Source organism: Streptomyces sp. NPDC048424 (assembly GCF_040651555.1).
Lineage (GTDB): Bacteria > Actinomycetota > Actinomycetes > Streptomycetales > Streptomycetaceae > Streptomyces.
Window position 1 is genome coordinate 55,452 of sequence record NZ_JBEZKE010000017.1, and the last position, 22,886, is coordinate 78,337.

Annotated in this window: 20 protein-coding genes and 1 pseudogene; 9 read left to right on the forward strand and 12 right to left on the reverse strand. The window is 73.5% G+C overall.

The genetic code is table 11. The annotated features are described in order from the left end of the window. Positions 1 to 12: 12 nt before the first annotated feature. A complete protein-coding gene (locus AB0D29_RS23805) occupies positions 13 to 879 on the reverse strand; it encodes a DMT family transporter (RefSeq protein WP_362856880.1) in 867 nt (288 codons plus the stop codon). 119 nt (positions 880 to 998) lie between these two features. Between AB0D29_RS23805 and AB0D29_RS23810 the strand changes: the two genes are divergently transcribed. Beyond that, positions 999 to 1,580 (forward strand): XRE family transcriptional regulator, encoded by a 582-nt coding sequence (locus tag AB0D29_RS23810; RefSeq protein WP_362856882.1) that lies wholly within the window; start codon positions 999 to 1,001, stop codon positions 1,578 to 1,580. Here AB0D29_RS23810 and AB0D29_RS23815 read toward each other — a convergent pair. Beyond that, positions 1,577 to 1,981 (reverse strand): CoA-binding protein, encoded by a 405-nt coding sequence (locus AB0D29_RS23815; protein ID WP_362856883.1) that lies wholly within the window; start codon positions 1,979 to 1,981, stop codon positions 1,577 to 1,579. The two genes, AB0D29_RS23810 and AB0D29_RS23815, sit on opposite strands and share 4 nt — an antisense overlap. Positions 1,982 to 2,087: 106 nt before the next feature. Between AB0D29_RS23815 and AB0D29_RS23820 the strand changes: the two genes are divergently transcribed. The 3 genes from AB0D29_RS23820 (at position 2,088) to AB0D29_RS23830 (ending at position 6,977) form a co-directional block, all read left to right on the forward strand. Next, on the forward strand, positions 2,088 to 2,714 hold the full coding sequence (locus AB0D29_RS23820) for a YigZ family protein (protein ID WP_362856885.1): 627 nt from the start codon (positions 2,088 to 2,090) through the stop codon (positions 2,712 to 2,714). An 85-nt stretch (positions 2,715 to 2,799) separates the two neighbouring features. Continuing rightward, a complete protein-coding gene (locus AB0D29_RS23825; RefSeq protein ID WP_362856886.1) occupies positions 2,800 to 3,969 on the forward strand; it encodes an exonuclease SbcCD subunit D in 1,170 nt (389 codons plus the stop codon). Then, complete coding sequence (locus tag AB0D29_RS23830) at positions 3,966 to 6,977, forward strand: SMC family ATPase (RefSeq protein ID WP_362856887.1); 3,012 nt, start codon at positions 3,966 to 3,968, stop codon at positions 6,975 to 6,977. Before AB0D29_RS23825 ends, AB0D29_RS23830 begins: the two co-directional genes overlap by 4 nt. Here AB0D29_RS23830 and AB0D29_RS23835 read toward each other — a convergent pair. Beyond that, entirely contained in the window at positions 6,967 to 7,413 is a 447-nt protein-coding gene (locus AB0D29_RS23835; protein ID WP_362856888.1) for an Lrp/AsnC family transcriptional regulator, read from the reverse strand. The two genes, AB0D29_RS23830 and AB0D29_RS23835, sit on opposite strands and share 11 nt — an antisense overlap. A gap of 94 nt (positions 7,414 to 7,507) precedes the next feature. Between AB0D29_RS23835 and AB0D29_RS23840 the strand changes: the two genes are divergently transcribed. Next, the gene (locus AB0D29_RS23840; RefSeq protein WP_362856889.1) at positions 7,508 to 8,041 is read left to right on the forward strand and encodes a rhodanese-like domain-containing protein; all 534 of its coding nucleotides are present in this window, start codon (positions 7,508 to 7,510) and stop codon (positions 8,039 to 8,041) included. A gap of 117 nt (positions 8,042 to 8,158) precedes the next feature. Here AB0D29_RS23840 and AB0D29_RS23845 read toward each other — a convergent pair whose 3' ends face one another. From AB0D29_RS23845 to AB0D29_RS23860, 4 genes and pseudogenes are all read right to left on the reverse strand, one after another. Continuing rightward, the gene (locus AB0D29_RS23845; RefSeq protein WP_362856891.1) at positions 8,159 to 9,862 is read right to left on the reverse strand and encodes a DUF885 domain-containing protein; all 1,704 of its coding nucleotides are present in this window, start codon (positions 9,860 to 9,862) and stop codon (positions 8,159 to 8,161) included. 173 nt (positions 9,863 to 10,035) lie between these two features. Then, positions 10,036 to 11,511, reverse strand: coding sequence for a GNAT family N-acetyltransferase (locus AB0D29_RS23850; protein ID WP_362856892.1), 1,476 nt, complete (start codon positions 11,509 to 11,511; stop codon positions 10,036 to 10,038). A gap of 161 nt (positions 11,512 to 11,672) precedes the next feature. Next, a pseudogene (locus tag AB0D29_RS23855) lies at positions 11,673 to 13,230 on the reverse strand (alkaline phosphatase D family protein). 233 nt (positions 13,231 to 13,463) lie between these two features. Beyond that, complete coding sequence (locus tag AB0D29_RS23860) at positions 13,464 to 14,315, reverse strand: alpha/beta fold hydrolase (RefSeq protein WP_362856894.1); 852 nt, start codon at positions 14,313 to 14,315, stop codon at positions 13,464 to 13,466. Positions 14,316 to 14,615: 300 nt separating this feature from the next. Between AB0D29_RS23860 and AB0D29_RS23865 the strand changes: the two genes are divergently transcribed. Continuing rightward, positions 14,616 to 15,386, forward strand: coding sequence for a GntR family transcriptional regulator (locus AB0D29_RS23865; protein WP_362856895.1), 771 nt, complete (start codon positions 14,616 to 14,618; stop codon positions 15,384 to 15,386). Between the two features lie 122 nt (positions 15,387 to 15,508). Here AB0D29_RS23865 and AB0D29_RS23870 read toward each other — a convergent pair whose 3' ends face one another. From AB0D29_RS23870 to AB0D29_RS23880, 3 genes are all read right to left on the reverse strand, one after another. Next, positions 15,509 to 16,663, reverse strand: coding sequence for an ROK family transcriptional regulator (locus tag AB0D29_RS23870; RefSeq protein ID WP_362807206.1), 1,155 nt, complete (start codon positions 16,661 to 16,663; stop codon positions 15,509 to 15,511). A gap of 99 nt (positions 16,664 to 16,762) precedes the next feature. Then, a complete protein-coding gene (locus tag AB0D29_RS23875; RefSeq protein ID WP_351593790.1) occupies positions 16,763 to 17,413 on the reverse strand; it encodes a response regulator transcription factor in 651 nt (216 codons plus the stop codon). A 4-nt stretch (positions 17,414 to 17,417) separates the two neighbouring features. Then, entirely contained in the window at positions 17,418 to 18,593 is a 1,176-nt protein-coding gene (locus AB0D29_RS23880; RefSeq protein ID WP_362856897.1) for a histidine kinase, read from the reverse strand. A gap of 108 nt (positions 18,594 to 18,701) precedes the next feature. On the opposite strand from AB0D29_RS23880, the gene AB0D29_RS23885 reads away from it, so the two are divergent. Genes AB0D29_RS23885 through AB0D29_RS23895 form a run of 3 tightly spaced genes read left to right on the forward strand, consistent with a single transcriptional unit; the run spans position 18,702 to position 20,876 of the window. After that, on the forward strand, positions 18,702 to 19,613 hold the full coding sequence (locus AB0D29_RS23885) for an ATP-binding cassette domain-containing protein (RefSeq protein ID WP_362856898.1): 912 nt from the start codon (positions 18,702 to 18,704) through the stop codon (positions 19,611 to 19,613). 35 nt (positions 19,614 to 19,648) lie between these two features. Further along, positions 19,649 to 20,398, forward strand: a complete 750-nt coding sequence (locus tag AB0D29_RS23890) for an ABC transporter permease (protein WP_362856900.1) — start codon at positions 19,649 to 19,651, stop codon at positions 20,396 to 20,398. A 40-nt stretch (positions 20,399 to 20,438) separates the two neighbouring features. Next, the gene (locus AB0D29_RS23895) at positions 20,439 to 20,876 is read left to right on the forward strand and encodes a hypothetical protein (protein ID WP_362856902.1); all 438 of its coding nucleotides are present in this window, start codon (positions 20,439 to 20,441) and stop codon (positions 20,874 to 20,876) included. Here AB0D29_RS23895 and mug read toward each other — a convergent pair. Further along, a complete protein-coding gene (gene mug / locus AB0D29_RS23900) occupies positions 20,873 to 21,427 on the reverse strand; it encodes a G/U mismatch-specific DNA glycosylase (protein WP_362857018.1) in 555 nt (184 codons plus the stop codon). The genes AB0D29_RS23895 and mug overlap by 4 nt on opposite strands. Next, a complete protein-coding gene (purB, locus tag AB0D29_RS23905) occupies positions 21,424 to 22,857 on the reverse strand; it encodes an adenylosuccinate lyase (RefSeq protein ID WP_362856904.1) in 1,434 nt (477 codons plus the stop codon). Before purB ends, mug begins: the two co-directional genes overlap by 4 nt. Positions 22,858 to 22,886: the final 29 nt, after the last annotated feature.

Here is a 22,886-nt window from a genome sequence, read left to right on the forward strand (position 1 = left end):
GTCTCGGTCCGGTCAGCCCGCGGCCAGGAGAACCGTTCCCGCCAGGGCCAGGCCGGCGCCCGCCGCCTGGATGCTGCGCAGCCGCTCCTTGAGCACGGCGAAGGCGGCGAGCGCGGTGACCACCGGGTAGAGCGAGGACAGGACGGCGGCCAGCGTGACCGGGCCGCTCTGGGCGGCGAGGGAGTACGTGCCGTTCGCCGCGACGTCCGCGAGGCCGACGAAGGCCAGGGCGGGCAGCAGCCCCCACAGGATCCGCGGGCCGGTGCCCGCCGGCAGGGCCGGGACGCCGCGCCGGGTCTGCGCCCACAGGGCGGCGCCGCCCACGGCGACGTTGGTGACCCGCTGGACGAACAGGGCGAGGAACAGCCCGGTGAGGGTGGTGGACGCCTCCGCGATCAGGGCCATCACCGCGCCGAACCCGAAGGCCGCGACCAGGGTGAGGACGACGGCCTGCCGCTGGACGGGCGCGCCGCGCAGCTCAGGGCCGCCCGCGAGGACGATGCCGACGACGGCCACCGCGATGCCCGCGAACTGGCCGAGGCCGGGCCGCTCGCCCAGGACCAGGCCGGCGGTGACGGGCACGACCACACCGAGGGAGCCGAGGGGGGAGACCACGCCCATCGGGCCGAGGGCGAGCGCCTTGTAGAAGCTGAGCATCGCGACCGGCCCGACCAGACCGGCGCCGACCGCGAACCACAGCTGCGGTCCGGCCTCCCGCCAGGCGCCGGTGCCGAGGACCACCGCGCCGAGCACGAGGACGGCGACGACCTGCGAGACGACGACCACCGTGAGCGCCGGTATCCGGCGGGTCAGCAGCCCGCCGCCGAAGTCGGCGAGGCCCCACAGCACGGCTGTGGCCAGGGCGAAGAGGGCGGTCATGCGGGGCCTCGCAGTACAGTGCGGTGAACGGTGGAGTGCAGCATCGAATACACGGCACGATAGTTCAGCCTACTGGACCGAGTCATCCAATATCTTGTACGAAATGGAGTGGGGAGTCGGTGTCCGATCTCGAAGAGCTCACCCAGGCGCTCGCCCGCAACCTCAAGCGGTGGCGCGCGGAGCGCGGCTTCACCCTGGAGGCGCTGGCGGCCCGCGCGGGAGTGAGCCGCGGGATGATCATCCAGATCGAGCAGGCCCGTACGAATCCCAGCGTCGGGACCACGGTCAAGCTGGCCGACGCCCTCGGCGTCAGCATCACCACGCTGCTGGACCACGACCACGCCCCGCAGGTGCGCGTGGTGCCGCCCGGGCAGGGGGTGCGGATGTGGTCGTCCCGGGCGGGCAGCGCCGCGAGCATGCTGCTCGGGGACGACAGGCGCGGGCCGGTGGAGATGTGGATCTACCGACTGGAGCCCGGGGACGGGACCGCCTCGGACCCGCACCCGGCCGGCGCCTTCGAAATGCTGCACGTCACGCAGGGGGAGCTGACGCTCGAGGTGGACGGCGAGCGGTACGCGGTCCCCGCGGGCGGGGCCGTCTCCTTCGAGGCGAACCTGCCGCACGCCTACCGCAACGAGGGACCCGGGCCGATGGAGATGACGATGGCCGTCTCCATCCCGCCCGTCCGCTCCGCCGGCTAGAGCGAGGGGATCTCGATCGCCGGGCAGCGGTCCATGACCATGCTCAGCCCGGCCGCGCGCGTGCGCTCGAAGGCGGCCTCGTCGATCACGCCGAGCTGGAACCAGACGGCCTCGGCGCCGACGGCGGCCGCCTGGTCGGCCACCGGGCCGGCCAGCTCGCTGTTCACGAAGACGTCCACCACGTCCACCTTGAACGGGATCTCCGCCAGCGAGGCGTACCCGCGCTCACCGTGCACCGTCTCGGCCTTGGGGTGTACGGGGATCACGCGCTTGCCGAACCGCTGGAGCACGCGCGCCACCCCGTAGGCCGCCCGGTCCTGGTTGTTCGAGAGGCCCACCACGGCCCAGGTGTCGCCGAGCTCGGTGAGGATCTTGCGGATGGTTGCCGGGTCGCCGTACACGGGCGCCGCCTCCTGTGGTTCTCGTCCGTCGTTCGAGTCTGCTGCCGTTGCCGTTCAGCCTGATCAACCGAAAGGACACATGTCCGATTCCCCGTAGGGTGGAGCGGTGAAGGCAGACCAGTACGCGACGGTGGCCCGTGAGGGCGTGCACGAGTCCGAGATCAACCGTTCGCGGTTCCTGTGCTCGCTCGCGCCCGCCGCGACCGAGCAGGAGGCGCAGGAGTTCGTCGCCCGCATCCGCAAGGAGCACCCCACCGCCACGCACAACTGCTTCGCCTACGTGATCGGCGCCGACGCGTCCGTCCAGAAGGCCAGCGACGACGGGGAGCCCGGCGGCACCGCCGGGGTCCCGATGCTGCAGATGCTCATGCGCCGCGACATCCGCTACGCCGTCGCCGTGGTCACCCGCTACTACGGCGGAGTGAAACTCGGCGCCGGCGGCCTGATCAGGGCCTACGGAGGAGTCGTCGGCGAGGCGCTCGACGAGCTCGGCACCGTCACCCGGCGCCGCTACCGGCTGGCCACCGTCACCGTCGACCACCAGCGGGCCGGCAAGACCCAGAACGACCTGCGCTCCACCGGCCGGACCGTGGTGGACCTGCGCTACGGCTCGGCCGTCGAGATCGAGGTCGCCCTCCCGGAGGCGGACCTGCCCGCCTTCGAGGCCTGGCTCGCCGACAGCACGGCGGGCACGGCCGGCCTCACCCTCGGCGGAGAGACGTACGCGCCCTGAGCGCCCCCGGGGACGGGTTAGCGTAGAGGGGTTCGGCGAGCGGGAGACGACCAGGGGGAGACGGCATGCGCGGCGGGGTCGGCGAGTGAAGTTCCTGCACACCTCGGACTGGCACCTCGGCCGTGCTTTCCACCGGGTGAACCTGCTCGGCGCCCAGGCCGCCTTCGTCGACCACCTCGTCGAGACCGTCCGCGAGCGCGAGGTCGACGCCGTCCTCGTCGCCGGCGACGTCTACGACCGGGCCGTGCCCCCGCTGCCCGCCGTCGAGCTGTTCGACCGGACCCTGCACCGGCTCGCCGACCTCGGCGTGCCCACCGTGATGATCTCCGGCAACCACGACTCCGCGCGCCGGCTCGGCGTCGGCGCCGGACTGATCGACCGGGCCGGTATCCACCTGCGGACCGACCCGGCCGGCTGCGCCGAGCCCGTCGTACTGGCCGACGTACACGGCGAGGTGGCGCTCTACGGGCTGCCCTACCTGGAACCGGCCCTGGTCAAGGACGCGTTCGGCGCGGACAAGGTCAGCCACGAGGCGGTACTGGGCGCGGCCATGGACCGGATCCGGGCCGACCTGGCCGCCCGCGCACCCGGCACCCGCTCCATCGTCCTGGCACACGCCTTCGTCACCGGCGGGCAGTCCAGCGACAGCGAGCGCGACATCACCGTCGGCGGGGTCGAGGCCGTGCCCGCCTCCGTCTTCGACGGGGTGGACTACGCCGCCCTCGGCCACCTCCACGGCTGCCAGACCATCAACGAACGGGTCCGCTACTCGGGTTCCCCGCTCGCCTACTCCTTCTCGGAAGTCCACCACCGCAAGACCATGTGGCTGATCGAACTGGGCGCGGACGGGGAGATCGGCGGCGCCGAGCGCATCGACACCCCCGTACCGCGCGCCCTCGCGCGGCTGCGCGGACGCCTCGACGACCTGCTGGCGGACCAGGCGTACGCGGTGCACGAGGACGCCTGGGTCGAGGCCACCCTCACCGACCCGGTGCGCCCCGACGACCCCATGGCCCGGCTCGCCGCCCGCTTCCCGCACACCCTGAGCCTCGCCTTCGACCCCGAGGACCGCGAGGAGGAGTCCGCCTCCTCCTACGCCCAGCGGCTGCGGGGCCGCAGCGACCAGGAGATCGCCGAGGACTTCGTGGCCCACGTGCGCGGCGGCGGCCGGGCGGACGAGGCCGAACGGGCCGTCCTCCAGGGCGCCTTCGACGACGTACGCGCCGACGACAGCCGTCAGGAGACCCACCGATGAGGCTGCACCGGCTGGCCGTCACCGCCTTCGGGCCCTTCGCCGAGCCCCAGGAGATCGACTTCGACGCCCTGTCCGGCGCCGGGATCTTCCTGCTGCACGGGCCCACCGGCGCGGGCAAGACCTCCGTGCTCGACGCCGTCTGCTACGCCCTCTACGGCTCCGTGCCCGGCCCCCGCCAGGCCCCCGGCACCAGCCTGCGCAGCGACCACGCGTCCGCCGGGACCCCCACCGAGGTCACCCTCGAACTCACCGCGGGCGGCCGCCGACTGGAGATCACCCGCCGCCCCGAACAGGATCGCCCCAAGAAGCGCGGCACCGGCACCACCAAGGACAAGGCCCAGAGCCGGCTGCGCGAGCACACCGGCGAGGGCTGGGAGCCGCTCAGCCGCTCCCACCAGGAGATCGGCGAGGAGGTCGAGCAGCTGCTCGGCATGAGCCGCGAGCAGTTCTGCCAGGTCGTCCTCCTGCCGCAGGGGGAGTTCGCGAAGTTCCTGCGGGCCGACGAGGCCGCCCGCGGCCGGCTCCTCGGCCGCCTCTTCGACACCCGCCGCTTCGCCGCCGTCGAGGCCCTGCTCGGGGAGCGCCGCCGGGCCGCCGAGGCCAAGGTCCGGGCCGGCGACGAGAAGGTGCTGCACACCGCGCAGCGGCTCGCCCAGGCCGCCGGGGACAGCGCCGACCTGCGGGCCTGGCCGCTGCCCGGACACCAGCCCGGCGACCCCGGGCTCGCCACCGCGGTCCGCGCCTGGGCGGCCGTCGCCCGGTGCTCGGCCCGGGAGAGGCTGGACGTCGCCGAGTACGCGCTCGCCGCCGTCGAGAGCCGGCACCACGCCGCCCGGCGCGCCGCCGAGGACGCGCGCGAGCTCGACCGGCTCCAGCGCCGGCACGCGGAGACCGTCCGCCGGGCCGCCCTGCTCGCCGGGGCCGAACCCGAGCGGGAGCGGGTGCGCGACCTGCTGGACCGGGCCCGGCGCGGCGCCCTGGTCGCCCCCGCCCTGGAACTGCGCGGCGCCGCCTCCGCCGCGCACCTCGCCGCCGCGCACGCGGAGGCGGCCACCCGCGCGGATCTCCCGCCGCAGCTGAAGGAGGCGGGCACCGAACAGCTCGCCGTCGTGGAACAGCGGCTGCGCGAGGACCTCGGCGCGCTCGGCGCCGCCCACCGGGCCGAACAGCGCAGCTCCGAGATCGGCCGCGAGCGGGCCGACCTGGAACGGGAGTCCCGGGCCGCAGAGGAACAGCACCAGGAGTCCGCCGAGTGGCTGGAGCGCTGGGAGGCGACCCGGAGCGCCCTACAGGAGCGCGTGGACGCCGCCCAGCAGGCCGCCACCCTGGCCGAGCAGCTCGCGGGCCGGCTGGAACCCGCCCGGATCCACCTCAACGCCGCCCGCCGCAGGGACGAGTTCGCCGCGGACGCGGAGCGAGCCGAAGCCGAACTGCTCACCCTGCGCGAGGAGTCGGCCGCCGCCCGGGAACGCTGGCTGGAGCTCAAGGAGGCCCGGCTGCGCGGGATCGCCGCCGAACTCGCCGATGCCCTGGTGGCGGGGGAGGCCTGCACCGTGTGCGGGTCCGCGGAACACCCCGCTCCGGCCCGCCCGGCCCCCGGCCACGTGGACCGCGCCGCCGAGGACGCCGCCCACGGCCTCTTCGAGCAGGCCGAGCAGGCCAAGGCCGCCGTCGAACGCCGGCTCGCCGCCGCCCGGGAGGCCCGCACCGAGGCCGCGGCCGCCGCCGGGGACGCCACCACCGCCGAACTCCTCGCCCTCACCTCGGACCTGAGCGCCCGGCACGCCGCCGCCCACGCCGCGGCCGCCGGACTGCACTCCGCCCGGGAACAGCTCGCCCGCGCCGAACGGGAGCACGCCACGCGCAGCGCCGAGCGGCAGGGCGCCGAGACCCGGGCCGCCGCCAGGGCCTCCCGCCGCGAGGCCCTGGACCGGGAACAGGCCTCCCTGGAGGCCGAACTGACCCTCGTACGGGACGGCGCGCCCACCGTCGCGGCCCGCGCCCGCACCCTGGAGGACCGGGTCCGGATGGTCTCGGCCGCCGCCGGGGCGCTGCGCCGCGCCGAAGGCACCGCCGCCCGGCTGAAGGAGGCCGACGACCAGCTCGCCGACGCCGCCTTCAAGGCCGGCTTCGACACGATCGAGGCCGCCGCCGACGCGGTGCTCCCCGAGTACGAACGCACCGCGCTCCAACACCGGCTGGACGCCTGGCAGACGGAGGAGGCCCTCCTCGCGGACCGCCGCGGCGAAACCGGCGCCGCCGAAGCGGCAGCACTGGCCCCGGCCGAACCGGAGCGGGCCGAGGCGTACGCGGCCCAGGCCGCGGCGAAGCTCCGTACGGCGGGATCGGCCGCCGACGCGGCCCGGGAGCGCTGCACGGAGCTGGACCGGCTCTCCCGGCAGGCCGAGCAGGAACTGCGCGCGCTCGGCCCGCTGCGGGAGGCGTACGACCGCGTCGCCAGGCTGGCCGGACTCACCGCGGGCACCTCCGCCGACAACGAGCGCAAGATGCGGCTGGAGGCCTACGTGCTGGCCGCCCGCCTGGAGCAGGTGGCCGCCGCCGCGACGGTACGGCTGCTGCGCATGTCCGGCGGCCGCTACACCCTGGTCCACTCCGACGCGCGGGCGAGCGGACGCGGGCGCTCCGGCCTCGGGCTGCACGTGGTCGACGCCTGGACCGGCAGCGAGCGGGACACCGCCACCCTGTCGGGCGGCGAGACCTTCTTCGCCTCGCTCGCCCTCGCGCTGGGCCTCGCCGACGTGGTCACCGACGAGGCGGGCGGCATGCGCCTCGACACCCTCTTCATCGACGAGGGCTTCGGCAGCCTCGACGACCAGGCGCTGGACGAGGTGCTCGACGTACTGGACTCGCTGCGCGAGCGGGACCGCAGCGTCGGCATCGTCAGCCACGTCGCCGACCTGCGCACCCGGGTCCAGGCCCAGCTGGAGATCGTCAAGCAGCGCGGAGGCTCCGTGGTGCGCCACCGGACGGCGGCATTCACGGACTGAGCGGTCGGCGGGGCAGCGGAGAGGAGTAGACGATGCTCGTCGTCACCGAACCGAGCCCCGAGATCCGGCCCGTGACCTCCTCCAGGTGCCCCATCGAGCGGGCGGCGACCTTGAGCACGAAGCAGTCGTCCCCGGTGACGTGGTGGGCCTCCAGGATCTCGGAGGTGGCCTCCAGGAAGTCGTGGAACGGCTTGTAGTTGCCGTGCGGATAGCGCAGCCGCACCAGGGCGAGGATCGACTTGCCGAGCTTCTCCGGGTCCACCACCGCCGTGTAGCCGGTGATGATGCCGGTCTCCTCCAGCCGGCGGACCCGCTCGGTGACCGCGCTCGCGGACATGGACACGGACCGGGCGAGCTCGGTGAAACTGGCGCGGCCGTCCCGCTGGAGGGCTTCGAGGATGCGCCAGTCGGTGGCGTCAGGGGAATAGTCGGTCATGGTGCAGGTCTAGCAGGGGATTCCCCGGCAGGACAAGGAAAAGGCCGGGGAAACTCGCTTCCGAGGGTGATCAACAAATCGTAGATTTCTTGCCATGACGACGACGAAGAACACCGCCACCGCCACCGCCGCTGCCACCGCCCCGGCCCCCGCCAACCCCGTGCTCCGGGTGCCCCCGGCCTCCCCGGCCGCGGCCGCCGCGTACTTCGCCGCGAGCCTGGCCTTCCACGCGGACGTCTCGGACGTGGCGAGCGCCTTCAAGGCCCACCGCGAGACGGGCGCCGAGCTCGGCTTCCAGCTCGTCGACTCCCGCTCCACCCCGTCGTGGGACCAGGCCCACGTGCCCGGCGCCGTCCACCTCCCCACGGCCCTCATCCCCGAGCAGGCCGAGCGGCTCCTCGACAAGAGCGTCCCCGTGGTGACGTACTGCTGGGGCCCCGGCTGCAACGGCGGCACCCGCTCCGCCCTCGCCCTCGCCGAACTCGGCTTCCAGGTCAAGGAGATGCTCGGCGGCATCGAGTACTGGATCCGCGAGGGCTTCGAGGTCGAGACCTGGCAGGGCAACCAGCAGCGCGCCGGGGCCGACCCGCTGACCGCGCCCACCGACTCGGACGACTGCGGCTGCTGACGTGAGCGCCTTACCGGGCGTGCGCCGCCCACGAGGCCCACGCGGACGGGCCGCTCGCTCCCCGGGGGAGACGAGCGGCCCGTCAGTCGTTCGCGCCGGGCGGCACCAGCCGCGCCGTCAGAGCTTCGACAGCTCGTCCACCAGGTCGTCCAGCCCCAGCGAGCCCTGCGACAGCGCCGCCATGTGCCAGGCCTTGAGGTCGAAGGACTCGCCGCGCGCGGCACGCGCGTTCTCCCGGCCCAGCAGCCAGGCGCGCTCGCCCAGCTTGTAGCCGATCGCCTGCCCCGGCATCGACAGGTAGCGGGTCAGCTCGCTCTCGATGAAGTCCGCCGGCCGGCCGCTGTGCAGGCCGAAGAACTCCTGCGCCAGGTCGACCGTCCAGTTCTCGCCCGGGTGGAACGGCGAGTCGTCCGGGATCCGCAGCCCCACGTGCATGCCGATGTCCACGATGACCCGCGCCGCGCGCATCATCTGGCAGTCCAGGTAACCCAGGCGCTGCTCGGCGTCCTTCAGGTAGCCCAGCTCGTCCATCAGCCGCTCCGCGTACAGGGCCCAGCCCTCGCAGTTGGCGCTGACCCAGCCCACGGTGGCCTGGTAGCGGGAGAGCTGGTCCGCCACGTGCGTCCACTGCGCGAGCTGCAGGTGGTGGCCCGGCACGCCCTCGTGGTACCAGGTGGAGACCAGGTCGTAGACCGGGAAGCGGGTCTGGCCCATGGTGGGCAGCCAGGTGCGGCCCGGGCGGGAGAAGTCCTCCGAGGGGGAGGAGTAGTACGGGGCCGCGGGGCCGCCCGGCGGGGCGATCCGGGACTCCACCTTGCGGACGCGTTCGGCGAGTTCGAAGTGGGTGCCGTCGAGGTTCTCGATGGCCTCGTCCATCAGGCCCTGCAGCCAGGCCTGGACCTCGTCCACGCCCTCGATGTGGGTGCCGTGCTCGTCCAGGTGCTTCAGCGCCTCCCAGGGGCCGACGCCCGGGAGGATCTTGGCCGCCTCGGTCTTCATCTCGGCGAGCAGCCGGTGGTACTCCGCCCAGCCGTAGGCGTAGGCCTCGTCCAGGTCGAGGTCCGTGCCGTTGAAGTAGCGAGACCAGCGGGCGTAGCGCTCGCGGCCCACCGTGTCCGGCTTGTCCTTGACGGCCGGGGCGTACACGGCGCTCATCCAGTCGCGCAGTTCGACGACGGCGGCGGTGGCGCCGGCGGCGGCCGCGTCCAGCTCGGAGCGCAGGGCGTCCGGGCCGGCGGAGACGAACTCCGTGAAGAAGGCGCCGCCCTCGCCGCCCTCACCGGCCCACGCGCCGAGCTGGCCGATCATGGTCGCGGTGGCGCGCGGGCCGCCGTACAGGCCGCGCTCCAGGCCGAGCCCGAGGCTCTCGCGGTAGCCGGCGAAGGCGGCCGGGACGGCGCGCAGGCGCTCGGCGATCGCCGCCCAGTCCTCCTCGGTGTCGGAGGGGGTCAGGGTGAAGACCTCGCGGACTTCGTGCGCGGGACCGTGGATGTTGCTGACGGCGCTCAGGTGCTCGTCGGCCTCGTGGACGGCGAGCTCGGCGGTGAGGCGCTCGCGCAGCAGACGGGCGCAGCGTCGCTCGGCGTCGCTCTCGGCACCCGGCAGCGCTTCGGCGGCGTCGAGGCGGGCGAGCGTGTCGCGGGCCAGCTCGGCGACGGCCGCGCGACCCGCCGGCGAGAAGTCCGGAAGCTTGGTGGAGCTCGCGGCGACACCGAGATAGGTGCCCGTGATCGGGTCGAGGGCGATGAGGGCATCGACGTACGCGTCGGCCACCTGGCGGGGCAGTCGAGGTGCGCTGCCGTTCTGGAGGATCTCTGACATACGGCCATCTTCGTATGGGAGATGGGCTCCCGTCATCACGGATTGCCGTCAACGGACGTCCGGTTGGGGGCGGTTCGTGGGGGCTTCCGGTGATCCGGCCCGGCGGTCCGCGGTGGGTCCGCGGGCCGGTCCGGGCCGGGTCGGGCGCTCGGTGCGGGAGGCGCTACGGGACGTCAGTGCGGGCGGCGCGCGGCGGCCTGCTGGTCGTGCGGCAGCTCGCGGGGCAGCTCGTACGGGAGGTCGCGGGGGAGCTCGTAGGGCAGGCGCGAGCTGACCGGGGTGGCGTCGAGCCGGGCGGTGATCACCAGGGTGCCCTCCTCGATCTGGTAGTCGAGGGGGAGGCCGAGGCCGCGCATGGCGGCGACCATGCCGGTGTTGGCGGCCTGCGTGACGGCGTACACGCTGTCGCAGCCGGCCTCGACGGCCATCGAGATGAGCCGGCGCAGCAGCTCGGAGCCGATGCCGCGGCGCTGCCAGTCGTCCTCGATGAGGAGGGCGACCTCGGTCTCGTCGCCGTCCCACAGCAGGTGGCCGAGGGCGACGAGCCTCCCGGAGGCGGTGGTGGCGGCGAGGGTGCGGCCGAAGCGGGGGCTCAGCAGGTGGCCGAGGTAGCGGTCGGCGTCGGCGACCGGCCCGTGGTAGCGCAGCCCGAGGGTGCGCTCGGAGCAGCGGTCGTGCATGGCGCGGGCCGCGGCCTGGTCGGAGCCGTCGGCGCGGCGCACGGTGATCTCGTTGCCCTCGGGCAGGGTCAGCACGTCCTGGCTGCGCGGGACGCGGGGGCCGAGCCGGGCGTCGAGCTCGACCAGGGCGCGGGCCCTCGCGAACTCGGTCGGGGTGAAGGGCAGGTAGGGCCGCTCCACGGTGATCGCGCCGCCCGAGGGGTCGCGCAGCCGCATGACGGTGGCCTCCAGGACCCCTTCGACGGGCGCGTCGGCGCCGAGGTTGGGACGGCCGGAGAGGGTGGTCGCCGGGATCGAGTGGATGGTGCAGCGGCCGAGCAGCTGGCGCAGCGCGAGGGGGAGCTCGGCGGCGTCGAGGGCGGTGCGGGTGGCCAGGCCCAGGACGCGGGTCGGGGTGTCCACGAGGTCGTGGGCGTCGGCGCGCTCGATCCAGGTGCTGTGGCCGCCGGCTCCGGAGATGGCGCGGCTGAGATCGGCGGAGGCCAGCTGCTGCGGGGCGCGCAGCAGGAACTCGTCGACCGTGCCGCCCTCGGGGAGCGGGTGCGTCTGGAGGGTCAGGATGTCGACGCCGCTGCGGGCGAGCGCGGTGCAGACGGCCGCCAGGGAGCCGGGCTCGTCCCGTACGGTCGTGCGCATCCGCCACAGGCTGGTGGTGGCCGCGGTCGCGGTCGCCGTGGCGGTCGCGCCGGGGGCCGCGGCCGGGGGCCGCGTCGGATCACTGGGCGCTGTGCTCTGCGGCGGCGGCGCATGGCTGTGCCGCCGCGCCCACCAGGTGTGGAACGCCGCGGTCACCAGGAGTGCGACGGCCGAGGCGACCAGCAGGATCGGGCCCCTCGGACCGTGCGCGACGAGATTGGCGATGGCGTCGGCGACCGCGACGGCGCAGAACAGGGCGGCGAGTTCGACGAGGTCGCGGCGCCAGTGGTGGCGGTGGGGACGCTGGGCGGAGGCGAGGCTACGGTCAGTCATGCACACCACTGTGGCTCAGGGGTGTTGCGTGATCACGAACGATCTGTGACCGACTGGTTAAGTGTCCATCTGGCCGATTTCATCCAGTTTTCCGGGCCATTTCCGGAAACGAGGGCGGGCGCCCGCGGGGTCCGGGTCCGGGTCCGGGACCCGGTCCGGCCCTACTGGCCCACGCGGCCGGGCTGGAGCGTCCTGGTGAACAGTACGCCGCCGCCCTGGCAGCGCAGCCGCCGTGAGCTCCCCGCTGCCGCCGTCGATGTCGACCTCGCCGTAGTACGGAGGGTTCTCCGACGGCGACATGTTGGCGAAGGGAGCCGACTGGACGTACGCCGTCTCCGGGCCGAAGGTGGCGTCGAGCCGCCCGGCCGGGAAGCCGCCGGCGCCGATCGGGCCGGACACGAACTCCCAGAACGGCGCGAAGTCGGTGAAGGCGGCACGCTCGGGCGCGTAGTGGTTCGCGGCGGTGTAGTGCACGTCGGCGGTGAGCCAGATGGTGCCGGTGATGCGCTGGTGCTTGATGTGGCGCAGGAGTTCGGCGATCTGGAGCTCGCGGCCCAGCGGAGCGCCCGGGTCGCCCTGGGCGACGGCCTCGAAGTTCGCGGCTCCGTCGGGCACGACGATGCCGAGCGGCATGTCGGCGGCGATCACCTTCCAGGTGGCGCGGGAGCGGGAGAGCTCGCGCTTGACCCAGGCCAGCTGCTCGGGGCCGAGGATGCCGATGGGGTCCTCGGTCTGGGTGCCGGGGGAGTTGGCGCCGCGGTACGTGCGCATGTCGAGCACGAAGACGTCGAGCAGCGGGCCGTACCGCATCACCCGGTACATCCGGCCCTCGGCGCGGCCGCCGCGCAGGTCGGTGACGGGGAAGTACTCGCCGAAGGCCTGGCGGGCGCGGGCGGCGAGGGTGTCCGCCTCCTTGACGGTGTAGCGGGGGTCGTCGATCAGCTGGCCCGGGTACCAGTTGTTGCGCACCTCGTGGTCGTCCCACTGGGCGAGGACGGGGACCTGGGCGTTGAAGGCGGTGAGGTTGCCATCGAGCAGGTTGTAGCGGAAGTTCCCGCGGAACTCGGCGAGCGTCTCGGCGACCTTCGCCTTCTCCTCGGTGGTCACGTTGCGCCAGAGGCTGCCGTCGCGCAGGGGCACCGATTCCTTGATGGGCCCGTCGGCGTAGATCGTGTCCCCGCTGAAGAGGAAGAAGTCGGGGTTGCGCAGCCGCATCTCGTCGAAGACGCGGTAGCCGCCGAGGTCGGGGTTGATGCCCCAGCCCTGGCCCGCCAGGTCCCCGGACCAGAGGAAGCGCACGTCGTGGCGGCGGGAGACGGGGGTGGTGCGGAAGGTGCCGTGGACGGGCTCGGCGGTGCGGCGGGGGTCGTCGGGGTCCGCCAGGACGACGCGGTAGTGGATCTGCTGCCCGGGCGGGAGGTCGCGCAGGACGGTGGTCCCGGTGAAGTCGCTCGACGGGCCGAGCAGCGGGCCGCGGTGGCGGCGTACGGCGTAGCGGAACGCCTCGCTCGGGGAGGTCTCGACGTACATCCGCGCGAGGCGGTCGGAACGGGTCCAGATGGTGGCCGAGTGGGCGGTGATCTCGCCGGACTGGACGCCCCAGAGCGCCTTCGGCCGGCCGGAGCGGGCGAAGGCGGGGGCGGCGAGTGCCGGAGCGGCGAACAGCGCGGAGGACAGGGCGAGGGAACCCCCGATGAGGGTCCGTCGGGTGTGCGGCATCGATGCCATCGGTGTGTCTCCAGGGGCCGGCGAGGACGGGTCGGACCAGCGTGCCGCCGCACCCCGGCCCGGCCGCGTCGCCCACGCGAACCTGGGATGAACAGCCGTCAGCCGCTCATCCGTTCAGTCGCCCGGTACTTCGTACGGTCGCTCGCCCGGTCGCTCGCCCGGCCTCTTGCCAGGTCCTCGCCCCGCATTTCGGGAGGCACTGCGGGCGGTCCCCGGGCGGCCGCTCAGGCCGTCACGAGGCTCGCGCGGCGGGCCGTGTCCAGGATCACCCGGGAGACGAGCGCCGGATCGTCGTTCATCGGGACGTGGCCGCAACCGGGGAGCCGGACCAGCCGGGCGGTGGGGACGGTGTGCTTGGCGCGCACGCCCTGGCGGCGCAGCAGCAGCCGGTCGCGCGTCCCCCAGGCGATGGTGACCGGCAGGCCGGGCACGTCCTCGGTGAACCGTACGGAACCGCCGGCGGCCAGGGTCTCCTCGAAGCCGGTGGCATCGCGCAGGGCGAGCGTCTCGGCGACCACGGCCTCGGGCGAACGGCGGGCCGGGCGGGCGTAGATGGTGCCGGTGAGCGCGGCGCGGCCGGCGGCGTTGCGCGAGAGTCGCCGTACCGCGGGGAGGGGCAGGGCCTTGGCTCCGGCACGCATCGCGAGGAGGGCGGCGAAGGCGTAGCGGCGCTCGCCCTCCGTCCAGAACCCGGCGGGGGACAGGGCGGTGACCGAGCGGACGAGCTTGTTCCGGCCCATTTCGAGGGCGAGCAGCCCGCCGAGGGAGTTGCCCGCGACGTGCGGGCGCTCGACGCCGAGGGCCGTGCAGAGCGCCCCGAGCGCGGGGGCCACGGTCCCCAGGGTGTACGGAACCCCCTGCGGCAGCGGCTCCGAGGCGCCGAAGCCCGGCAGATCGACGGCGATCACCTCGTGCTCGGCGGCCAGGATGTCGGTCACCGGCTGCCAGGCCTGGAGGTGGTGGCCGATGCCGTGCAGCAGGAGAAACGGTTCGCCAGAGCCCTTGCGCTCGTAGGCGACGGTGGTGGTGCGGGGGCCGAGCGGCGAATCGAACGTGAAGGAGACCGTGGCGGTCATGCTGCTGCTCCTCGTCGGTGGGACGCGTGCGAGACAGGCTGTCAGTAAGGCCTACCGCCATGATTACCGTCCGGTAGGCCTTGACTACAAGCCTTCGGGGCGCACGAGAACCACGAGAACATCCCGTGAACGGCTTGATACGTATGCCCGATCTGCCCGGCAAAGGGATGAGCATTGGTCTTGACCAAGGGGGTGCACCGTCCTATCGTCGCAGGGATAGTGCAGGAACCTTTAATAAACAAAGGCGCGGAACTGCCGCTGGAACACACGGCGAGTGCAGCGACGGCAGGAGGAGTCAGGGTGGGGACCACGCAGCTCGAAACGGCGCCGGAGCCGAAGTACTGGCACCTCAAGACCGTCCTCAGCGAGGCGCTCGACCAGGACTTCGCCGTCGGTGAGGTGCTGCCCAACGAGCGTGAACTCGCCGCCCGTTTCGGCGTCGCCCGTGCGACCCTGCGTCAGGCGCTGGAGCAGCTGGAGCTCGAAGGCCGGCTGCAGCGTCGCCGCGGCGTCGGCACCACCGTCGCCCCGCCGCGCGTGGGCGTCGCCGTCGGCACCGCGCAGCACAGCTGGCCCGGCGACAGCGCCGACGGCTGGGAGCCCGTGGACGCGGCCGAGAGCCTGCCGCCCGCCGCGGTGCTCAAACTCCTCGGCACCGGTGGGGACTTCGCCGCCGACCAGCCGGTGCACACGGTGCGCCGCACCCGGGTCACCCAGGGCCAGGCCGTCGCCGCCGAGCTGCTCTACGTTCCGGCCGCCTCGGTGCCCGGACTCCCCGCGATCGAGGCCCCGTCCGGACCGGCCCGCGCCCGCGCCGTCCTGCGCGAGCTGCAGCGGCTGGTCCTCGACGGCCAGGACCGCTCCGTGGAGCTCGGCTCCGCCCGCGCCGACGACGCCAAGGAACTGGACCGACTGCCCGGCGCCCCGGTCCTCCTCGTCACCACCCGCTACTTCACCGCCGCGGGCACGGCCGCCGTCTCGGTGGCCACCTACCGCGCCGACACCTGCCGCCTCACCTTCGGCGACTCGGGCAACGTCGAGATCACCCACGAACCCCGCGTCGCCTCCTGACCCCCCGCGTCGCCTCCTGACCCCCCGCGTCGCCTCCTGACCCCCGCGTCGCCTCCTGACCCCGTGGGCCGGGGCCGGGCCGTCACGGCCCGGCCGGCCCCGGAGAGGCCGCGGGGCAGCGGTCAGCGGCGGGCCGTGACCGTCTTCTCCACGGCGAAGAGCTCCTCCTCGACGTGGTCCAGCGCGAGGCGCAGGGCACCCGTCGCCACAGCGGCCTCGCCGAGCAGGGAGAGGGCCACCCGAGGCGGGCGCAGGCAGTAGCGTTCCAGCTCCCGGCGCAGGGGCTCCAGGACCCCGTCCAGCCCGGCCGCCCAGCCGCCGACGACCACCAGCTCCGGATCCATCGCCAGGACCAGCGCCGCCACGTCGTGGACCAGCCGCTGTAGGAACCGCTCCACGGCAGCCACCGCGCGCTCGTCGCCCCGCCTGGCCATCGCGAAGACCTCGGCGACCGCGGGCTCGTCCAGGGGGTGCAGCGGCTCGCCCGTGGTCGACAGCAGTCGCTCGGGCGTGACCTCGCGGCCCAGCAGGTGCAGGGCGCCGATCTCACCGGCCGCGCCGCCGAAGCCCCGGTGCAGCCGCCCGCCGATCAGCGAACCGGCGCCGGGACTGAGCCCGGCCATCACGAACACCATGTCGCCGGTGTCCCGCGCGGCGCCCTTCCAGTGCTCGGCGACCGCCGCCGCGTTGGCGTCGTTCTCCACCTGCACGGGGCAGCGGAACGAGCGGCGCAGCCGCTCCCCGAGCGGCAGCCCGGTCCAGCCGGGCAGCGCCGTGCCCAGGCGGACCGTGCCGTCCGCCTCCACGATCCCGGGGCTGCCGACCCCGACGGCCCGCAGGGAGTCCCGCGGGACTCCGGCGCGGCGCAGCAGATCGGCGACCGCCGCCCGTACCCGCTCCAGCCGTTCGTCCGCGGACGCGTCCTCCGCGACCTCCTTGGTGCCGGCGCCGATGACGCGGCCGTCCAGTCCGGACAGCAGCACCGCGATCCGGTGCGAACCGATCTCGATGCCGAGCAGGTGCCCCGCCTCGGCCCGGAAACGGAACCGCCTGGCCGGCCGCCCCTGGCGTCGCGCGCCTTCCTCCGCATCGGCCTCGACGACGAGCCCGGTCCCGATCAGTCCCTCCACGACACCCTCGACGGTCGGCCGGGAGAGCCCGGTCAGTCGCGTGAGGTCGGTGAGGGTCGGCGATCCGGCCGTGCGCAGCGCGCGGAGCACGACGGCGGAATTGATCCGCCGGAGCAGAGAGGGATCCCCGCCGGTCAGCTGCCCCAACGTGTGTCCTCCCAGCTAGCGAGCTTGTCAGCCGGATCGTACTGCGCCCCCGGTGCGGCGGCGAGAAGCGGCCCCCCATCGGCCGGAATCAGCTTTTCCTCAGGCGGGTGAGACGAACCCCGACTCGTACGCCATGATCACGGCCTGGGTGCGGTCCCGCGCCCCCAGTTTCGCCAGGATCGCACTGACGTGGGACTTGACCGTCTCCGTGCCGATGATCAGGTCGGCCGCGATCTCCACGTTGGTGAGCCCCCGCGCCATGAGCCGCAGGACCGCCTCCTCCCGCTCGGTCAGCGCGGCCCGCTCCAGCACCGCCCGGGCCTTCCGGTTCCCGTACTCCGCGGCCAGGGCCCGCACCGCGGCCGGAAAGAGCAGCGTCTCGCCCTCCGCCACCAGCCGCACCGCGTGCACGATCTCCGAAGGACGGGCCCGCTTCAGCAGGAACCCGTCGGCTCCGGCCCTCAGCGCCTGGTAGACGTACTCGTCGTTCTCGAAGGTGGTGACCACGAGGATCTTCGGCGGGGAGTCCACCGTCCGCAGGACCGCACGGGTCGCCTCGATCCCGTCGAGCAGCGGCATCCGTACGTCCATCGCCACCACGTCCGGCCTGAGCTGCCGGACGAGCGGGACCACGGAGGCCCCGTCCGCGGCCTCACCCACCACTTCGATGTCGGGCTGGGAGTCCAGGACGGCGCGCAGACCCGCGCGCACGAGGGGTTCGTCATCGACGAGCAGTACGGTAACCGGCATCCGGTCAGCGTATTCGCTCCAGCGGAAGCCGGGCGCGCACCCTCCAACTGCCCTCGAACGGACCGGTCTCGGCCTCCCCGCCGAGCAGCGCGGCCCGCTCCCGCATCCCGCGCAGCCCGCTCCCGCTGCGCTGTATCAGGGCCGGCCCGTCCGGCAGCGGGTTCGACACCTCCAGGTCCAGCAGGCCCCCGGCCATCTCGATCCTCACCCGGACGGGCACCGGACCGCAGTGACGCAGCACGTTCGTGAGCGCCTCCTGAAGGATCCGGTACCCCTCCCGGGTGACCGGACCCGGCAACGTGTCGAGCGGGCCGGTCAGTTGCGCGTCCACCGCCGCCCCGGAGGCCCGGGCCGACTCCAGCAGCCGGTCCGCCTCGACGAGCGTCGGCCGCTGCGACGGCGGCTGCCCCGACTCCCGCAGGACTCCCAACACCCGTTCCAGATCCTCCAGCGCGGCCCGGCCCGTCTCCTCGATCGCGCACAGCGCCCGGTCCGTGAACTCCGGGTCGCCGGCGGCCCGCGCGGCACCCGCCTGCACCACCGCCACCGTCAGCGCGTGCCCGATGGAGTCGTGCAGTTCGCGGGCGATCCGGTTCCGCTCCAGCAGTTGTTCGGTCCGGGCCTCCAGCGCGGTGAGCCGCTCGGCCGCCGAAGGCCCCAGCAGTCGCTGGGCGATCGCGGTGATCAGCTCCCCGAGCAGGACCACTATGGCGATGAGGAGGACCAGCGGCACCGGCACCAGCAGCGCGGCGGCCCACCGCGGGGGCACGAAGGGAACCATGAAGTCCCCGCCCAGTGGATGCCCGATCGCGATCGAGAACAGCTCGACCGCCATGGCCGGGAGCCACACGGTCGGAACCCAGGCGCCCGCCGCGAGGACGAGCCGTACCTCGAGCCACAGCAGGGTCCGCCACCGGTCGTTCCACCGCTTGGAGGGGACCGCGCTGATGCTGCTCTCCGAACGGTCCCAGTCGTGCGGGGTGAGCAGGAACCGCGCCTGCAGCCCCTCGACCAGCCGCACCCAGGGGACCAGGCCGAGCGGTATCGCGATGAGCAGCGGAACCCACGGCGCCTCGGGCCCTACGAACATCCAGAGCGCCACGAGCAGGACGGGCACGCAGAGGTGCAACCAGCGTGAATAGGTCACTGGTTGGAGCGGGGCACGGAGCAGTCGGTACATGCACTCATCGTGACAGCCGGCGGCCGGCGGCCGTCTCCCCCGCGTGGGGGAGACGGCACCCTCGCATGGGGGAGGAAGGGGGGTGGGGCCGGCGGCGAATCTTGAGCCATGAACAGCATCGAGATCCGAGAACTCACCAAGGCGTACGGCACCCACCGTGCGGTGGACGGCCTCACCTTCGACGTCCTGCCCGGACGGGTCACCGGCTTCCTCGGCCCCAACGGCGCCGGCAAGTCCACCACGATGCGCCTGCTGCTGGGCCTGGACCGGGCCACGTCCGGTACGGCCACGATCGGCGGGCAGCGGTTCACCGACTTCCCCGACCCGCTGCACCGGGTCGGCGCGCTGCTGGACGCTCAGGCGGCCCACGGCGGGCGCACCGCCCGGGACCACCTGCGGTTCCTCGCGGCAGCCGACCGGATCCCGATGCGCAGGGTGGGCGAGGTCCTGGAGCAGGCCGGGATAGCCTCCGTGGCCGGGCGGAGGGTCAAGACCTTCTCGCTCGGCATGCGCCAGCGCCTGGGCATAGCCGCCGCGCTGCTGGGCGATCCCGGGGTGCTGCTGCTGGACGAGCCGACCAACGGCCTCGACCCGGAAGGCATCATCTGGATCCGCGAGCTGATGCGGGGTCTGGCAGCCGAGGGACGCACCGTCCTCGTCTCCAGCCATCTGATGTCGGAGACCTCGGCGCTCGCCGATCACCTGGTCGTGCTCGGCAACGGCAGGCTGCTGGCCGACACCTCGATGGAGGAGTTCATCGACGCCCGCAGCACCCCGAGGGTGCGTCTGCGCACCTCGGACCCGGTTCGGCTGCGCGCCGCGCTGGCCCGGGACGGCTTCGAGCTGGTGACCGCGGAGGACGGGCGATGGACCGTCGAGGGCATGCAGGCCGATCAGGTCGGCAGCCTGGCCGCCCGAGAAGGCGTGCCCGTGCTGGAACTCGCCGACGACCGGGCCTCGCTGGAGCAGGCCTACCTGGACCTGACCGCCGACCACGCCCAGTTCACCGCAACCCGCTGATCTTCCCCTCTTCTTCCCCACCCAGGAGGTTCGCCATGAGCGCCGCTCTGCCCACCCTGCCCGTCCTGCACTCGGAATGGATCAAGCTGCGATCCCTCCGCGGCACCATAGGGGCCTACCTCGCCATCTTCGTCGCCACCGCCGGGATCCAGGCGCTCACCGCCGCGGCGATAGGCCAGTCCGAAGCGGGCAGCATGGGCGACGACAGGCTCCTCGCGGCCTACTACGGAATCAACTTCGGCCAGATAGCGGCCATGGCCTTCGGAGCGAACGCGCTGTCCGCCGAGTTCCACAACGGAGCCCTGCGCACCTCGCTGGCCGCGGTGCCGAACCGCACCCGCTTCTACCTGTCGAAGATGGCCATGGTGGGGGCACTCGCATGCGTGATGGGGCAGATCACCGCCCTCGTCACCTTCGTGGCCGGCCAGTCGTTCATGGGGCCGTACGCCATGGAGCTGGGTGACCCGGGCACCATCCGGTCCGTGTTCGGCTGCGGGATGTACCTGACGTTGATGGCGCTGTTCGCGGCGGGGCTGACGGCCGTCCTGCGGAGTGCGGCGGTCGTGCTCAGCCTGCTCATACCCTTCGTCCTGCTGGTGTCGTTCGTCATCGGAGCGGGTGCCGAGGGCGCGGCCCAGCTCCTGCCGGACCGGGCCGGGCAGATGATGATGCGGATGGAGGCCGGTGACCTCCTCGGACCCTGGACGGGGCTCGGCGTGATGGCGCTGTGGGCGGCTGCCGCGGTCATCGGGGGGTGGGTCGCGGTGCGGCGCCGGGACGCGTGACGCCGGGCCAGTTGTCAGTGGTGGTCGGGATACTGACGGTATGACCACGGCAGAGCATCTCGACACGATCGACCGGCTCCGGGTGCGGGAGTTCCCCACCGAGCCCGTCTGGTCCGGCGGGCAGAGCAGCGGCCCGGGTTACCACCTCGTCCCGGTCGGCCGGACCGCGGACTTCTGGGAGGACGGCGGTGCGGGCCGGACCGAGGCGGCCGACCAGATCAACGCCGAGTACGGGGCGCTCGCCCAGTCGCTGTCCGACCGGTGGGGAGACCCGCAGGTGTTCAGCCTCGGGTCGCTGCTGGAGCGGGGGCTCGACGGGGAGGAGATACCGGAGCCGTGGGGCGAGCTGAGCAACAGCACCGACCACGTGCACCTGTGGCGGGCCGGGGAGCAGTGGCTGGTGGCCTACGTGGCGCAGGGAGCCGAGGGTGACCCCTATCTGCTGATGGCAGGGGTCACCGTGATCGACCCGCCCTAGCGTTCCGGGAGCTCGGGAGTCTCGGCGGCGGCGCGGAGGCGGGCGTACTCCTGGGCCATGGACTCGGCGGTCCAGTGGGCGTTGAGGCCGCTCGGGTTGGGGAGGGCCCAGATGCGGGTGGTGCCGATGGTCCGCTCCTGGGGGCCGATCTGCGCCTTCCGCTCGCCGAAGGCGGTGCGGTAGGCCGTCACTCCGACCACTGCCAGCCACTGGGGGCGCAGGAGTTCCACCTTGGCCGTCAGGATGCGGCCGCCCTCGCGGAACTCCTCGGAGCTCAGTTCGTCCGCGCGGGCGGTTGCCCGGGCCACGACGTTGGTGATGCCGAGGCGGTAGGTGAGGAGTTCCTCCTGCTCGGCCGGAGCCAGCCGGCGGGGGGTGAAGCCCGAGAGGTGCAGGACGGGCCAGAACCGGTTGCCGGGGCGGGCGAAGTGGTGGCCCGTCGCGGCGGAGAGGAGACCGGGGTTGATGCCGCAGAACAGCACACGCAGACCGCCCGCGACCACGTCCGGGAGGACGCGGTCACGGGCGGCGGCCAGCTCTTCGGGGGTCAGAGGATCGACCCCGGCGCGTACCCGGCGGCCTCGGGGTGCTGCTTGGCGATCGCCCCGATCCGGGAGACCACGGTCGCGACCTGGTCGCCCGCGGCGCCGGTGAAGGACAGCTTGTCGGCCATGAGGGCGTCGAGCTGGGCCCGGTCCAGCGGCATCCGCTCGTCGGCGGCCAGCTTGTCCAGCAGCTCGTTGCGCTCGGCGCCCTGCTCGCGCATGGCGAGCGCGGAGGCCACCGCGTGCTCCTTGATGACCTCGTGGGCGGCCTCGCGGCCGACGCCGGCCCGCACCGCGCCCATCAGGACCTTGGTGGTCGCGAGGAAGGGCAGGTAGCGGTCCAGTTCGCGGGCGACGACGGCCGGGAAGGCACCGAACTCGTCGAGGACCGTCAGGAAGGTCTCCAGCAGGCCGTCGAAGGCGAAGAACGCGTCCGGCAGGGCGACCCGGCGGACCACGGAGCAGGAGACGTCGCCCTCGTTCCACTGGTCGCCGGCCAGCTCGCCGGTCATCGAGGCGTAGCCGCGCAGGATGACCATCAGGCCGTTCACGCGCTCGCAGGAGCGGGTGTTCATCTTGTGCGGCATCGCGGAGGAGCCGACCTGGCCGGGCTTGAAGCCCTCGGTGACCAGCTCGTGGCCGGCCATCAGGCGGATCGTCTTGGCGATCGACGAGGGGGCGGCGGCCAGCTGTACGAGCGCGGTGACCACGTCGTAGTCGAGCGAGCGGGGGTAGACCTGGCCGACCGAGGTGAAGGCCTGGGCGAAGCCGAGGTGGGCGGCGATCCGCTGCTCCAGGTCGGCGAGCTTGGCGGCGTCGCCGCCGAGCAGGTCCAGCATGTCCTGGGCGGTGCCCACCGGGCCCTTGATCCCGCGCAGCGGGTAGCGGCCGAGGAGGTTCTCCAGGCGGTCGTAGGCGACGAGCAGCTCGTCGGCCGCGGTGGCGAAGCGCTTGCCCAGGGTGGTGGCCTGCGCGGCCACGTTGTGGGAGCGGCCGGCCATGACCAGCTCGGCGTGCTCGCCGGCCAGCTTGCCGAGGCGGGCGAGGACCGCCACCGTGCGGTCGCGGGCCAGCTCCAGCGAGAGCCGGATCTGCAGCTGCTCGACGTTCTCGGTGAGGTCGCGCGAGGTCATGCCCTTGTGGACGTGCTCGTGACCGGCGAGGGCGTTGAACTCCTCGATGCGGGCCTTCACGTCGTGCCGGGTGACCTTCTCGCGCTCGGCGATGGAGGCGAGGTCGACGGTCTCCAGGACGCGCTCGTAGTCGGCGAGGGCCGCGTCCGGGACCTCGATACCGAGGTCCTTCTGGGCGCGCAGCACGGCGAGCCACAGCCGCCGCTCCAGCGTCACCTTGTACTCGGGGGACCACAGGACGGCGAGCTCCGCGGAGGCGTAGCGGCCGGCCAGGACATTGGGGATGCGGGGCTTGGCAGTCACGTGGATGGATTCTACTTGGGCTGCCGCTG

Coding starts and splice junctions, on each gene's coding strand:
- AB0D29_RS23845 (WP_362856891.1), bottom strand. CDS start 9,862: ATGTCAGAGATCCTCCAGAACGGCAGCGCACCTCGACTGCCCCGCCAG.
- AB0D29_RS23850 (WP_362856892.1), bottom strand. CDS start 11,511: ATGACTGACCGTAGCCTCGCCTCCGCCCAGCGTCCCCACCGCCACCAC.
- AB0D29_RS23890 (WP_362856900.1), top strand. CDS start 19,649: ATGAGCGCCGCTCTGCCCACCCTGCCCGTCCTGCACTCGGAATGGATC.
- AB0D29_RS23885 (WP_362856898.1), top strand. CDS start 18,702: ATGAACAGCATCGAGATCCGAGAACTCACCAAGGCGTACGGCACCCAC.
- AB0D29_RS23805 (WP_362856880.1), bottom strand. CDS start 879: ATGACCGCCCTCTTCGCCCTGGCCACAGCCGTGCTGTGGGGCCTCGCC.
- AB0D29_RS23875 (WP_351593790.1), bottom strand. CDS start 17,413: ATGCCGGTTACCGTACTGCTCGTCGATGACGAACCCCTCGTGCGCGCG.
- AB0D29_RS23895 (WP_362856902.1), top strand. CDS start 20,439: ATGACCACGGCAGAGCATCTCGACACGATCGACCGGCTCCGGGTGCGG.
- AB0D29_RS23830 (WP_362856887.1), top strand. CDS start 3,966: ATGAGGCTGCACCGGCTGGCCGTCACCGCCTTCGGGCCCTTCGCCGAG.
- AB0D29_RS23835 (WP_362856888.1), bottom strand. CDS start 7,413: ATGACCGACTATTCCCCTGACGCCACCGACTGGCGCATCCTCGAAGCC.
- AB0D29_RS23860 (WP_362856894.1), bottom strand. CDS start 14,315: ATGACCGCCACGGTCTCCTTCACGTTCGATTCGCCGCTCGGCCCCCGC.
- AB0D29_RS23840 (WP_362856889.1), top strand. CDS start 7,508: ATGACGACGACGAAGAACACCGCCACCGCCACCGCCGCTGCCACCGCC.
- AB0D29_RS23880 (WP_362856897.1), bottom strand. CDS start 18,593: ATGTACCGACTGCTCCGTGCCCCGCTCCAACCAGTGACCTATTCACGC.